This window comes from Mycobacterium sp. NPDC050551 (genome assembly GCF_040674075.1).
Lineage (GTDB): Bacteria > Actinomycetota > Actinomycetes > Mycobacteriales > Mycobacteriaceae > Mycobacterium.
The window spans coordinates 637772-650626 of record NZ_JBFARC010000004.1 but is presented as its reverse complement, the minus strand read 5'-3'; the positions used below and the strand labels follow the sequence as shown (position 1 = coordinate 650626).

The window sequence follows — 12855 nt, the reverse complement described above, 5'->3', positions numbered from 1 at the left end:
CCGTCACCGGGTTCCGTCGACCGCGAATGTGACCAGGGCGCCCCAGTACAGCGGGTGCGCACCGGCGTCGCCGTCGCGCCAGCGGCGCATCTGTTCGCGCTGCCAGCGGTTCACCGCGCACCCGGCGGCGTCCTCCTGATGTGCTCGATCCACCGCGATGATCACCTCGGACATCGGATCCGCCGCTGCGGCAGGCTGATCGGCGGTGAACTGGCGGTAGCCGCGGGTGGTGGGCAGCGACCACAGCGTCGCCGTCACGGTCTGCGCACCGCCGAGCACCATCGCGGCCACCAGTCCGGTCGCCTCGTCGAACCGGTAGTCGGCTCCGGATGCGCACGCCAGCAACGCCACTCGCGGCGGTAGCGGCAACGCCGCGGTGATCACGTCGGCGGCGGTGAGCGGGTCGGCCTCGGCCAGGTGCAGCGCGGCGCGGTCGGCGCGGCCGCTGTCGTCGTCGGCGGCGGTCGCGTGGCCGACGAACACCAGCCGCCCGGGTTCGCGCCGCAGCTGCTCGGCCAGCCAGTGCCGGTCGGCGTCGGTCCGCCGGAACAGCTCCACCGCGCCTGCCACCTCGGGCAGCACCGGTCGCCGCCCCATCAGGTCGGCGAAGTGGCCGACCACGGGCATGTCGCCGGACGGCCTGCCCAGCACCGATCCCAGCGCGGAGTCCGGACGCTGGCCGGGCACCCTCGGGTCGAGGACCAGCAGCACCGGAGCGTCGCGGCGGTCTTCCCAGCGAGCCGGGAACCGGGGCGCCGCGACGATGTTGGGCGGCACCGTCATCAGCACGTCGACGAGTTCCATCAGCCGGTGGCCGTCGGTGTGTTCGGTGACGTCGGTGAGCTGCCAGGGGATCCGGGCCGCCGTCGGACCGGTCCGCGTCATCGCCTCCGACCGCGCGTGCACCAGCTCGCGGGCGGTCGGGCCCGACGTCGGCATGGCCAGCAGCCCCCACGGCACCCGCGCGAGCCGTGCGCTCGGCGAGACGAACAGCGTTGCCCGCGGGTCTGATACGCACTCGCTGAGCAGCTGCCAGGCCGGCGCGGCGATCAGCAGCACACCCAGGATGTAGGCGAGGGTCAGCTCGTCCCGCGGCGTGGCGAACGGACTCCGCCGGACCGCGCGTTCGAGAGCGTCGCCCGCGGTCTCCCCCGGCCGGGCGTCCGGCAGCGCGTCGGCCAGTTCCTGCAGGGCGGCGAGCAGGATGGGTACCTCGACTACCCAGGTGACCGTCCGCTCGGGCCTGCCGACGATGCGCAGGCTGGCGTACGTGGCGATGCCGACGTCGGCGAACCGCAGCACCAGCCGGGGCGGCCCGGTCACGGCCATGTGCGCCACACCGGCTCGTCGGCGGTGACGGCGCGGCCGTACCGCTGCTGGGCGAGCGCGCGGTAGTGGGCAAGCACCGGCGCCGCCCCCGGTTCCATGACGAGCGGCGGCAGGGGACGCAGACGCAGCAGCGGATCACCACCCGGCGCAGGCGGCTGACCGCCGCCGGCCACCAGCGCCGGCGCGTCGACGTCGTCGAGCGGCACCGCCACGGTCGCCGCATCGGGCATCCCGGACCCGCCTGCGGCGTCCACGGCTACTGTGAAAGCGCCTCGTGCGCTGTGGTATTCGATCAGCTCGCTGAGCAGGGCGGTGTTCTCCCACTCCCAGACCACGGCGAAGGCGCCCGCCAGCATCGGCGCCGAGACGGTGGACGCCCACCGGTTGCGGGCGTCGGGGTCGGCGAGTGCGTACCGCACCGAGTCGACCGCCAGTGCGGCAGGCAGTTTCAGTTCGGCGGCCTGCTCCAGCTTCATCACCGCACTGCGCTGCCGGTCGGCCGGTGCGTCGGCGTCGATGACGCCGAGTGAGGCGACGTGCCGCTTCTCGACCTCCTCCAGCGTGTCGTCCGGATCGCCTGCGGCGTCGAAGCCGAGATCGGCGAGCGCGTCGGCCCGCCACACCGTGCCCAGGTGGTCGTCCAGGCGGGCGTACTGCAGCCAGCTGCTCCGGTTCGACGCGTCGAGCCACTCACGGGCCTGGGCCACCAGCTCCACGGCTTCGGCGTAGCGGCCCCAGAAGATCGGTATCCAGCTGCGCTGCAGGATGATCCGGTGGATGCGCAGCGGCCTGCCCGAGTCCCGCCAGTGCTGCTCGGCCCTGGTCCAGCAGTCGTCGGCGACCGCCAGTTCCCCCAGCGCCATGCGGGCGAACCCGTAGTACAGCAGGCACCGCGCGACGTCGTCGGCGTGGGCGTGTTCGGCGAGCACCGGCTGCGCCTCGGTGACCAACTGCTCGGTGGCCTCGTGATCGCCGGCCGCCCATGCGGCGGCGGCACGTTCGAGAACCGTTCTCGCCGAAGCCAACCGCCAGCCGCGGGCGTGGGCTCGCGCCCCGGCCCGCTGCAGCCACGGCTCGGCCTCCGGCAGCCGCCCGGTCTCGACGCAGAACCGTCCGTAGCCGGTGCCACCGGTGACCAGCAGGTGATCGGCCGCCTCGCCGTCACCGGGTCGCGCGATCGCTTCGAGGACGCGCTGCCACAGTGGGATGGACCGCGCGTGCAGGTCGTCGTCGCACAGCGCTGCGGCGCACAGCATCAGTGCACGGGCGCGAAGGTAGCCGAGCTCGTCGGCCAGGTCCGGATCGTCGGCTGTGGAGCTCTCCTCACCTGATCCGGCGACGAATTCCTCGAGCTGCTCCGCGGCACGCTCGTGCTCGCCTGCCGCCGCCGCCAGTCCGATGTCGAGGTAACGGGCGCGCCGGGTGTAGCGCACCATCATCCGGCGGATGTCGGCGTCGGCCATCGTGACCGGGACGTCCGGCCCGTTGCCGGCGAGGATCGCCGCATAGACCGCAAGGCAGTCCCGGATCCGGCGCACGCATTCGGTCACGCCGTCCTCGGCGCCGCGGATCAGGTAGATCTCCCCCAGCTGGGCGAACACCTCGAGCATCAGGTCGTCGCGGTCGGCGCGCTCGATGTCCGGCATCAGCGACAGCAACAGGTCACGGGCCGCCGCCTCGTCTCCCGCGAAGGTGAGCGAGCGGGCCTGCGCCAGACCGGAGCCGATGGTCACGGTCGAAGCATAGGGAAGCGGCGGGCGCGCCAGGCCGAATGGCCCAGTACGCCCGCCGCCGCGGTGCGGATGACTCAGCTGCACGTCACCGTGACGGTGAACGGCTTGGAGATCATTCCGGCCATCGGGTTCTTCATGTCGGCGCCGCTGGCCTCGCCGCTGATCGTGTAGGTGGCGCCGTCGACCTTCACCTCCGCCGAGCCGACCTTGGCGCCCATCATGTTGTTGACGGCCAGCGCGTTCCCGTCGACGACCAGCCCGAGGGTCTCGACCTTCGGGGTGGCCTCGTCGGTCATCACGATGCCGAGGCCCTGCTGGCCGCCCACGGCGCCGCTGCCCACGGTGATCTTGCCGCCCTGCTTCACGCAGGTGACCGAGTTGGTGTCCAGACCGGCGAGGTCGTTTCCTTCGACCTTCACCTCGGTGCTGCCACCGTTGCTCAACTGCGTGCCCGGCGCGGCGGCCGGCTTGTCGTCCGAACAACCCACCAGCACAGCGGTGGCTGCGGCCAGACCGATCACACCAGCGACAACTCGCTTCATCGTTTTCTCCCTCATTCGCGCGCCGCCCCGATGGCGTCGTCGTGGCACAAGTGAAATCCGGCCACATCGCTACCGATCCCAACTAGCTCGGACCGTCGCCATCGCCGAGTACGGTGACCACCATGTCCGACGAATCCACCCCCGAGCCGGAAACCGCTGCCCCGCCGCCGCCCCCGCCGCCGGCGGAGGCCCTCGACACCGGCTACACGCCGGGCGGGGTGCCGACGTTCGACGCGGTACGGGAGAAGATCGAGAACCGGTTCGGCACATCGGTCGGCGCCTCCGAATTGGCGGCCGAGACCCCCGAGGGCCGTGCGGCCGACGAACTCTACGAGGAGCGACAGCGGGCCGCAGCCGAGCGGCTGGCGCAGATCCGGGAGTCGATGCGCTCCGAATCCGATTGACCGTTGCGCTCGTTCACGCCCGACGAGCGACGGGCCAGACTCGCGCGGCGACACTTCCTGTGCCCCGGTGACGCCGCGGCCTCCGGCGCCGACGTCGCGGCCCGGCTGATCGGTCTGCACGCCACCGACCCGGCCACCCCGTACCTCTCGCTGTGGGCCCGGATCCCCGGGTTCGCCGTCGCCGATCTGCAGCGCGACCTCTACGACGAGCGGACGCTGGTCAAGCACCTCGCGATGCGCCGCACACTGTGGGTGATCCGGGCGACCGACCTACCCGCGGTGCAGTCCGCGGCCAGTGACCGGGTGGCCGCCACCGAGCGCAGGCGGTTGATCGCCGACGCCGAGAAGGCGGGGCTGCCGCCCGACGGCGAGACCTGGCTCGACACCGCTTGCGCCGCGGTGCTGGCCCACCTCGCCGAACACGGCGCCACCAGCGCGCGCGATCTGCGCATCGCCCTGCCCGAGCTCGCAGGCCGGTACGACTACGCGCCCGGTCGACCGTGGGGCGGTGAGAGCCCGCTCGCGCCAAGGGTTCTCACGGTTCTTGGCGTGCGGGGCGACATCGTCCGCGGACCCAACGACGGCGCATGGACGGCCAGCAGGCCACGCTGGACGCCGACAACGAACTGGCTGGACTCCGTCGGCGACCCCGTCCCGGCGGCTGCGGCGGCCGCGGATCTGGTCCGGCGCTGGTTGTACGCGTTCGGCCCCGCGACGCTGAACGACGTGAAGTGGTGGTTCGGGAACACCCTGACGTGGGCGCGCGCCGCGCTGCGCGACGTCGGCGCCGTGGAAGTAGGACTCGGGGACGGCGGCGGTGCCGACACCACGGGCTGGGCGCTGCCCGACGACCTCGAACCCGAACCTCCTGCGCCACCGTGGGCAGCGCTGCTTCCCGGCCTCGACGTCACCCCGATGGGGTGGTTCGACCGCTCCTGGTATCTCGGCGAACACCGGCCCCACGTCTTCGACAGCAACGGCAACGCCGGCCCCACCGCATGGTGGGACGGTCGCATCGTCGGCGGGTGGGGCCAGGATTCCGACGGCCGGGTGGTGTTGCATCTGCTCGACGACCTCGCCCGGGACGGCCGCCTCGCCCTCGAGCGCCGGGCCGCCGAACTGACCGAGTGGCTGGCCGGCGTCCGGATCAGCCCGCGCTTCCCGTCGCCACTCATGAAAGCCAGTCGGAGCGAAGTCCCGTCCACTCGTACTACCGACCGGTAACCTACCGTCTCGTGGACGAGGAGGTCTCGACGTGACCCATGTGGCGATCGCCATCATCGGCAGCGGCTTCTCCGGACTCGGCGCGGCGATCCGCCTCGACGAGGCCGGCCACCGCGACTTCCTGGTGTTCGAGCGCGGCGACGATGTCGGCGGAACCTGGAGGGACAACACGTATCCGGGCGCTGCATGCGATGTCCCGTCACATCTGTACTCGTACTCATTCGCCCTCAACCCGGACTGGACGCGGTCGTTCTCCACCCAGCCGGAGATCGAGGGCTACCTGCGCGGCGTGGCGCAGCGCGCGAACGTGCTCGACCGGCACGTCTTCGGATGCGAGGTGCGCCGGACGGCGTGGAACGCCGAGAGAAAGCACTGGGAACTGGCGACCGCCAGGGGCGCCTACACCGCCGACATCCTGATCGCGGGATTCGGCTCGCTCGCCGAGCCGTCGCTGCCCGCCATTCCGGGCATCGAGTCCTTCGCAGAGGCGGGTGGCGACCTGTTCCACTCCGCCCAGTGGGATCACGACACCGATCTCGCCGGCAAACGCGTCGCGGTCATCGGCACCGGCGCGTCGGCCATCCAGATCGTGCCTGCGATCGTCGACCGGGTGACCCACCTCGACGTCTACCAGCGCACGGCGCCGTGGCTGCTGCCCCGCTTCGACCGCGCCTTCACCGCACCCGAGCGGTGGGCGTTCCGCAACGTGCCGGGCTTCCTGCGGCTGGCTCGCGCGGGGATCTACGCAGGCCGGGAGACGCAGGTGGTCGGGCTGGCCAAGAACCCGAACCTGATGAAGGGTTTCGAGCTGATCTCGCGGTCCAAGATCCGCAGCGAGATCAAGGATCCCGAGCTGCGGCGCAGGGTGACGCCGAACTTCCGGATCGGCTGCAAGCGCATGCTCATCTCCAACGACTGGTATCCCGCACTCGACCGCGACCACGTCGACCTGATCACCGACGGCATCGAGCAGATCGACGGCCGCCGGATCGTCACCGCCGACGGCACGTCGCGCGAAGTCGACGCCCTGGTGGTCGCCACCGGCTTCCACGTCACCGATTCACCGATGTTCGACACCGTCTGCGGCGCCGACGGTGCGAGCCTGACGCAGAAATTCGCCGACAAGGGGATGCGCGCCTACAAAGGCACCACGATCGCCGGATACCCGAACATGTTCGTGCTGGTCGGTCCGAACACCGGCCTGGGCCACAGCTCGATGGTCTACATGATCGAGTCGCAGATCAACTACGTCGTCGACGCCGTCACCACCATGCGCCGGCGCGGCCTGCGGACCGTCGAGGTCAAGCAGCACGCGCTGGACACCTACAACGACCGGCTGCAGAAGGCGCTGGCGGGATCGGTGTGGATGAACGGCAAGTGCGCGAGCTGGTACCTCGACGCGCACGGCAACAACACCACGCTGTGGCCGGACTTCACCTTCCGGTTCCGGCGCCAGACCCGGCAATTCGACCTGGACGCCTACGAGACCACGCCCGCCTGACGGCGGTCAGGCACTCACCTTGCGCCGCTTACGCGTCGGGGCGGGCAGGTCGAGCATCTCGGCGAGGAAGTGGCCGGTGTAGCTGTCGCGGTTCACCGCGACCTCCTCGGGCGTTCCCTGCGCCACGACGGTGCCGCCGCCCGCGCCGCCTTCGGGACCCATGTCGATGATCCAGTCCGACGTCTTGATGACATCGAGGTTGTGTTCGATGACGATCACCGAATTGCCCTTGTCGACGAGGCCGTTGATGACCTTGAGCAGTTTGCGGATGTCTTCGAAGTGCAGCCCGGTGGTCGGCTCGTCGAGGATGTACACCGTGCGCCCGGTGGACCGCTTCTGCAGTTCGGCGGCCAGCTTGACGCGCTGCGCCTCACCACCGGAGAGGGTCGGCGCGGGCTGCCCGAGCCGCACATAGCCGAGGCCGACGTCCACCAGGGTCTTGAGGTACCGGTGGATCGAGCTGATCGGTTCGAAGAACTCCGAGGCGTCCTCGATGGACATGTCGAGCACCTCGGACACGGTCTTGCCCTTGTAGTGCACCTCGAGGGTCTCCCGGTTGTACCGGGCGCCGTGGCACACCTCGCACGGCACGTAGACGTCGGGCAGGAAGTTCATCTCGATCTTGATCGTGCCGTCGCCCGAACACGCCTCGCAGCGGCCGCCCTTGACGTTGAAGGAGAACCGGCCCGGCTGGTAGCCACGGACCTTGGCCTCGGTGGTGGCCGCGAACAGGGTGCGGATCTTGTCGAACACGCCGGTGTAGGTGGCCGGGTTGGACCGCGGAGTCCGTCCGATCGGCGACTGGTCGACCCGCACCAGCTTGTCGAGCTGGTCGACGCCGTTGATCCGGGTGTGGCGGCCCGGCACCTGCCGGGCCCCGTTGAGCTTGTTGGCCAGCACCGAGGCGAGGATGTCGTTGACGAGCGTGGACTTCCCTGACCCCGAGACACCGGTGACCGAGGTGAGCACGCCCAGCGGGAATGCGACGTCGATGTCTTGCAGGTTGTGCTCGCGGGCGCCGACGACGGTGAGCTGCCGCTTCCTGTCGATGGGCCGCCGCAGCGCCGGGACCTCGATGCTCTCCTTGCCCGACAGGTAGGCACCGGTGAGCGATTCGGGATTGTTCAGAAGGTCGGCGTAGGAGCCGCTGTGCACGATCCGGCCGCCGTGCTCACCCGCGGCCGGGCCGATGTCGACCACCCAGTCGGCGTGCGCGATGGTGTCGAGGTCGTGCTCGACGACGATGAGCGTGTTGCCGAGGCTCTTGAGCCGCAGCAGCGTGTCGATCAGCCTGCGGTTGTCCCGCTGGTGCAGTCCGATGGACGGCTCGTCCAGCACGTAGAGCACGCCGACGAGGCCCGACCCGATCTGGGTGGCCAGCCGGATCCGCTGCGCCTCACCGCCGGACAGGGTGGCCGCCGCCCGTGACAGCGACAGGTAGTCCAGGCCGACGTCGAGCAGGAAGCCCAGCCGCGACTGGATCTCCTTGAGCACCTGCCCCGCGATGGCCTGCTCGCGATGCCCGAGGGTGAGCGCGTTCAGGAAGTCGGCGCAATCGCCGATCGACAGCTCGGCCACCTCGGCGATCGACTTCGCGCCGTGGTCGCCGGCGGCCATGGTGACGGCCAGGATCTCCGGCTTCAGCCGGGTGCCCTCGCAGACCGGACACGGCACGTCGCGCATGAATCCCTCGTAGCGCTCCTTCATCTGCTCCGAGTCGGTCTGTTCCATCCGGCGCTGCAGGAACGCCATCACGCCTTCGAAGTCCGCGTAGTACGACCGGGTGCGGCCATACCGGTTGCGGTAGCGGACGTGCACCTGCTCGTCGCAGCCCTCGAGGATCGCTCGGCGCGCCTTGGCGGGCAGCTTCTTCCACGGGGTGTCGACGTCGAAGCCCATCGACTCGCCGAGACCGGCCAGCATCCGGGTGAAGTACTCGGCCGTCTGCCCCATCGACCACGGTGCGATCGCGCCCTCGGCAAGGGTCATGTCCGGGTCGGGGATGACCAGGTCGGGGTCGACCTCCTTGCGGATGCCGAGACCGGTGCACTCCGGGCAGGCGCCGTAGGGAGAGTTGAAGGAGAACGACCGCGGCTCCAGGTCGTCGACGGCGAGCGGATGTCCGTTCGGGCAGGCGAGCTTCTCCGAGAAGCGCTGCTCGCGGTGCGGGTGGTCGTCGTCGCGGTCGACGAACTCCAGCACCAGGATGCCGTCGGCGAGGCCGAGCGCCGTCTCCACCGAGTCGGTGAGCCGCTGCTTGGCGGTGGCCTTGACGGTGAGGCGGTCGACCACCACCTCGATGTCGTGCTTCTCCTGCTTCTTCAGCTTCGGCGGGTCGGTCAGCGGATACACCACGCCGTCGACCCGGACCCTGCTGTAGCCCTGCGTGTTGAGCTTGTCGAACAGGTCGACGAACTCGCCCTTGCGGGTGCGCACCACGGGGGCCAGCACCTGGAACCGCAGTCCCTCGTCCATCGCGAGCACCTGGTCGACGATCTGCTGGGGCGTCTGGCGGGCGATGCGCTCGCCGCAGACCGGGCAGTGCGGGGTGCCTGCCCGGGCATAGAGCAGCCGCAGGTAGTCGTACACCTCGGTGATGGTGCCCACGGTCGACCGCGGGTTGCGGTTGGTGGACTTCTGGTCGATCGACACCGCGGGAGACAGGCCCTCGATGAAGTCGACGTCCGGCTTGTCCATCTGCCCGAGGAACTGGCGCGCGTAGGCCGACAGCGACTCGACGTACCGGCGCTGGCCCTCGGCGAAGATGGTGTCGAACGCCAGCGACGACTTGCCCGAGCCCGACAGCCCGGTGAAGACGATGAGGGCGTCGCGCGGCAGGTCAAGGTCCACACTGCGCAGGTTGTGCTCGCGAGCACCCTTGACGATCAGGCGGTCAGCCAACTGATATCTCTCCCATTCCGTCTGTGTCGCGGACCCGCATGACACAGCTCATGCCCATGCTATGTGCCCGGTCCGACAACCCGCCCGGACGGCGGCCGGTGGTCGGATACCGTTGCGGACATGACTGCCATCGACGACGACTACACCGGTCACGTGGAACCCCAGACCGCCGCCAAGCGCACGCTGCCTGGCGCCACGATCATCAAGATGTCGGTGGGCCCGATGGACAACAACAGCTACCTCATCACGTGTTCCCGCACCGGCGAGTCGTTACTCATCGACGCCGCCAACGATGCCGACCTGCTGACCGAACTGGTGGAGATGCAGGCGCCGAACCTGTCGCTGATCGTCACCAGCCACCAGCACTTCGACCACTGGCAGGCGCTGTCCGACCTCGTCGACATCACCGGCGCGCCCACCGCGGCCCACCGGCTGGACGCCGAACCGCTGCCGGTGCGGCCCGACCGGTTCATCGACGGTGGCGACACCATCGAGATCGGTGACCTCACCTTCGACGTGATCCACCTGCGCGGACACACGCCGGGCTCGGTGGCGCTGGCGCTGAGCGGGCCCGCCGCCGGCGACAGCGTGCAGCTGTTCACCGGAGACTGCCTGTTCCCCGGCGGCGTCGGCAAGACGTGGCAGCCCGGCGACTTCGAGCAGTTGCTCGGCGACGTCACCAGCCGGGTCTTCGACGTCTACCCCGACACCACCACGGTGTACCCCGGCCACGGCGACGACACGGTGCTCGGCACCGAGCGGCCGCACCTCGGAGAATGGCGCGAACGTGGCTGGTAGGCCGACCCCGGACAGGCCGCTGCCCGGCCAGGAGTCGGTGTGGGACTATCCGCGGCCGCCGCGGCTCGAGGAGTTCCCGGGCCGGATCACCGTCGAGCTGGGCGGCGAGACCGTCGCGTCCACCAACCGCGGCTGGCGGGTGCTGGAGACCAGCCACCCGCCCACCTACTACCTGCCCATCGACGACTTCCGTCCCGGCGCGCTGCGGGCCGCCGACGGCGCGTCGTGGTGCGAGTGGAAGGGCCACGCCCGCTACTACGACGTGCTCGGCGGCGACCAGGTGGCGCCGCGGGCGGCCTGGACCTATCCCGAACCGACCGCGGGTTTCCGTCCACTCGCCGGCGCGGTCGCGGTGATGGCGGCGCAGATGGACCGCTGCACCGTCGACGGCGAAGAGGTGTCCCCGCAGCCGGGCGGCTTCTACGGCGGCTGGATCACCAGCCGGGTGGCCGGCCCGTTCAAGGGCGTTCCCGGTTCGATGGGCTGGTAGGGCGCGTCAGGCGGGCGGGGTCCAGGCCACCGGCAGCCGCTTGATGCCGTGCACGAACGCCGACCTCAGGATCGCCGGTTCTCCCGTGGCGACGATGTCGGGCACCTGGCGGTGCAGCTCGCCGAACAGCATCCGGACCTCGCGGCGCGCGAGGTTCGCGCCGAGGCAGAAGTGGGCGCCGCCCGCGCCGTAGCCGATGTGCGCGTTCGGCGAACGGGTGACGTCGAAGTACCAGGGGTTGTCGAAGACCTGTTCGTCACGGTTGGCCGAGCAGTACCACATGGACACCTTGTCGCCGGCCTTCATCTGCACGCCGCTCAACTCGACGTCGCGGGTCAGGTTGCGGCGCATGTACATGATCGGTGAACCCCAGCGCACGATCTCCTCGACCGCGGTGGGTGCGACGGTGTCGAAGTCCGACCACCAGGTGCGGCGCTGATCCGGATACCGGGTGAGGGCCACCATGCCGTGACTGATCGCGTTGCGCGTGGTCTCGTTGCCTGCCGCGCACAGCAGGATGAAGAACGAGGCGATCTCCGTCGAGGACAACCGCTCGCCGTTGACCTCGGCCAGCACGAGGTTGGTCGTCAGGTCGTCGGCGGGCCGGGACCGCCGGTCCTCGGCTAGCTGCATGCCGTAGCCGGCCAGTTCGGTGGCCACCGAGACGATCTCGTCGAAGTCGCCGGACGCCTCGTCGTCGCCGATCCCCATGATCACCGACGTCCAGTGGAAGACCTTCTCCTCGTCCTCGTCCGGGATCCCCATCATGTCGCAGATGATCTGCAGCGGCAGGGGCGCGGCCACCTCGGCGACGAAGTCGGCGCTGCCGTCGGGATGTGCGGCGATCATGTCGTCGATCAGGCGGCGGGCCCGGTCCGCGACGCTGGCCTCGATCCTCGCCAGCATCTTGGGCGTGAACGCCCGGTTGACGATCGAGCGCAGGCGCTGATGGCGCGGATCGTCCAGCGTGATCATCGAGCCGAAGAACTCGGAGATCTCCGGCGCCTGGTCGCCCAGTGAGGTGCTCGTAGGGCTGGAGCTGAAGAGGTCGGGATGGCGGCTGGCGAAGTGCACGTCGGCGTGCGACGTCAGCGCCCAGTGCCCGGCGCCGGTCGGGAAGCCCGGGAACTCCGGCACCTCGAAGAAGCTGATCGGCGACTCGCGCCGCAGGGTGGCGAACGCGCCGTCACGGCGATCGTCGTCCCACGACCAGAAGTCGAGCGACCCGAGGTCGATGTCGCGCAGCGGCACCTCAGGTGGCGGAGCGCCGTTCTCCCGCGGAGAAAGGCCGATCGGGCGGACCGTAGACGTCATCGTTGACCTCCTCGACAGCCCGATTGTCACACGGGGAGGCGGCCCCTAGGGGGTGGTGTGCACAATCAGCACGTCGGTCTTCGACCGGCGCGCGACGTTGGCGGGCACCGATCCGAGGAGCCGGCCCGCGATGGTGCTCAGACCGACGTTGCCGACGACGAGCAGGTCGGCGTTGACTTCTTCGGCGAGTTCGACGAGGGCGTCGACGGGGGCGCCGACGATGGCCTTCTCCTCGATGTTCTCGGCGCCTGCGGCCTTCGCACGGTCGCGCGCCTCACGCAGGATGGCGTAGATGGGGGCGTTGCCCGACATCTTGTAGCCCTCGTCCTTGAGCACGTCAGCGGCCCGCTGGTCTTCGCTCTGCGGGAAGTACGCCGTCGACACGATCAGCTTCGCACCCGACCCGGCGGCGATCTGGCCGGCGCGGTCCACCGCGCGCAACGAGGAATCCGAACCGTCGGTGCCGACCACCACGGTCTGATAGGCGCTCATCCATGTCCTCCAAGTGTCAGTTGCATCGCCGCCACCCGAGACAGTAACCCGCGCCGCCGTGGAATCGGTGCGATTCACGACACCCGGCAATGGCGTCCGGTCCCGGCGACAGCCGTTCTACCGGCAC

General features: G+C 70.1%; 11 protein-coding genes. 5 read left to right on the top strand and 6 right to left on the bottom strand.

All coding sequences use genetic code 11. The features are described 5' to 3' along the window. Positions 1 to 3 precede the first annotated feature (3 nt). The 3 genes from AB0K11_RS19605 to AB0K11_RS19595 form a co-directional block, all read right to left on the bottom strand. The gene (locus tag AB0K11_RS19605) at positions 4 to 1329 is read right to left on the bottom strand and encodes a CHAT domain-containing protein (protein ID WP_364980248.1); all 1326 of its coding nucleotides are present in this window, start codon (positions 1327 to 1329) and stop codon (positions 4 to 6) included. Continuing rightward, positions 1320 to 3062, bottom strand: coding sequence for a hypothetical protein (locus tag AB0K11_RS19600; RefSeq protein WP_364980245.1), 1743 nt, complete (start codon positions 3060 to 3062; stop codon positions 1320 to 1322). The genes AB0K11_RS19605 and AB0K11_RS19600 overlap by 10 nt, the downstream gene beginning before the upstream one ends. Before the next feature lie 74 nt (positions 3063 to 3136). Further along, entirely contained in the window at positions 3137 to 3604 is a 468-nt protein-coding gene (locus AB0K11_RS19595) for a lipoprotein LpqH (protein ID WP_364980242.1), read from the bottom strand. 122 nt (positions 3605 to 3726) lie between these two features. On the opposite strand from AB0K11_RS19595, the gene AB0K11_RS19590 reads away from it, so the two are divergent. From AB0K11_RS19590 to AB0K11_RS19580, 3 genes are read left to right on the top strand one after another with little or no spacing between them, the layout of a single operon-like run. Then, on the top strand, positions 3727 to 4008 hold the full coding sequence (locus AB0K11_RS19590) for a hypothetical protein (RefSeq protein ID WP_364980239.1): 282 nt from the start codon (positions 3727 to 3729) through the stop codon (positions 4006 to 4008). A 3-nt stretch (positions 4009 to 4011) separates the two neighbouring features. Continuing rightward, complete coding sequence (locus AB0K11_RS19585; RefSeq protein ID WP_364980236.1) at positions 4012 to 5232, top strand: winged helix DNA-binding domain-containing protein; 1221 nt, start codon at positions 4012 to 4014, stop codon at positions 5230 to 5232. Between the two features lie 40 nt (positions 5233 to 5272). After that, positions 5273 to 6733 (top strand): NAD(P)/FAD-dependent oxidoreductase, encoded by a 1461-nt coding sequence (locus tag AB0K11_RS19580; protein WP_364980536.1) that lies wholly within the window; start codon positions 5273 to 5275, stop codon positions 6731 to 6733. A 6-nt stretch (positions 6734 to 6739) separates the two neighbouring features. Here the strand turns inward: AB0K11_RS19580 and uvrA are convergent, their stop codons facing one another. Further along, positions 6740 to 9634: an excinuclease ABC subunit UvrA gene (gene uvrA, locus AB0K11_RS19575; RefSeq protein ID WP_364980233.1), complete on the bottom strand. Its 2895-nt coding sequence runs from the start codon at positions 9632 to 9634 to the stop codon at positions 6740 to 6742. 120 nt (positions 9635 to 9754) lie between these two features. On the opposite strand from uvrA, the gene AB0K11_RS19570 reads away from it, so the two are divergent. Continuing rightward, on the top strand, positions 9755 to 10432 hold the full coding sequence (locus tag AB0K11_RS19570; protein ID WP_364980231.1) for an MBL fold metallo-hydrolase: 678 nt from the start codon (positions 9755 to 9757) through the stop codon (positions 10430 to 10432). Further along, positions 10422 to 10922 (top strand): DUF427 domain-containing protein, encoded by a 501-nt coding sequence (locus tag AB0K11_RS19565; RefSeq protein ID WP_364980228.1) that lies wholly within the window; start codon positions 10422 to 10424, stop codon positions 10920 to 10922. The genes AB0K11_RS19570 and AB0K11_RS19565 overlap by 11 nt, the downstream gene beginning before the upstream one ends. Before the next feature lie 6 nt (positions 10923 to 10928). On the opposite strand, the gene AB0K11_RS19560 is transcribed toward AB0K11_RS19565, so the two are convergent. Beyond that, a complete protein-coding gene (locus tag AB0K11_RS19560) occupies positions 10929 to 12236 on the bottom strand; it encodes a cytochrome P450 (protein WP_364980225.1) in 1308 nt (435 codons plus the stop codon). Between the two features lie 45 nt (positions 12237 to 12281). Next, positions 12282 to 12728 carry a universal stress protein gene (locus AB0K11_RS19555; RefSeq protein ID WP_264013418.1) on the bottom strand — a complete coding sequence of 149 codons (447 nt, stop codon included), beginning with the start codon at positions 12726 to 12728 and terminating at the stop codon, positions 12282 to 12284. Between the last annotated feature and the right edge of the window lie 127 nt (positions 12729 to 12855).

Excerpts from the sequence above, each read along its gene's own strand:
- AB0K11_RS19605 (WP_364980248.1), bottom strand. The coding sequence starts at position 1,329 with ATGGCCGTGACCGGGCCGCCCCGGCTGGTGCTGCGGTTCGCCGACGTC.
- AB0K11_RS19595 (WP_364980242.1), bottom strand. The coding sequence starts at position 3,604 with ATGAAGCGAGTTGTCGCTGGTGTGATCGGTCTGGCCGCAGCCACCGCT.
- AB0K11_RS19590 (WP_364980239.1), top strand. The coding sequence starts at position 3,727 with ATGTCCGACGAATCCACCCCCGAGCCGGAAACCGCTGCCCCGCCGCCG.
- AB0K11_RS19570 (WP_364980231.1), top strand. The coding sequence starts at position 9,755 with ATGACTGCCATCGACGACGACTACACCGGTCACGTGGAACCCCAGACC.
- AB0K11_RS19560 (WP_364980225.1), bottom strand. The coding sequence starts at position 12,236 with ATGACGTCTACGGTCCGCCCGATCGGCCTTTCTCCGCGGGAGAACGGC.
- AB0K11_RS19555 (WP_264013418.1), bottom strand. The coding sequence starts at position 12,728 with ATGAGCGCCTATCAGACCGTGGTGGTCGGCACCGACGGTTCGGATTCC.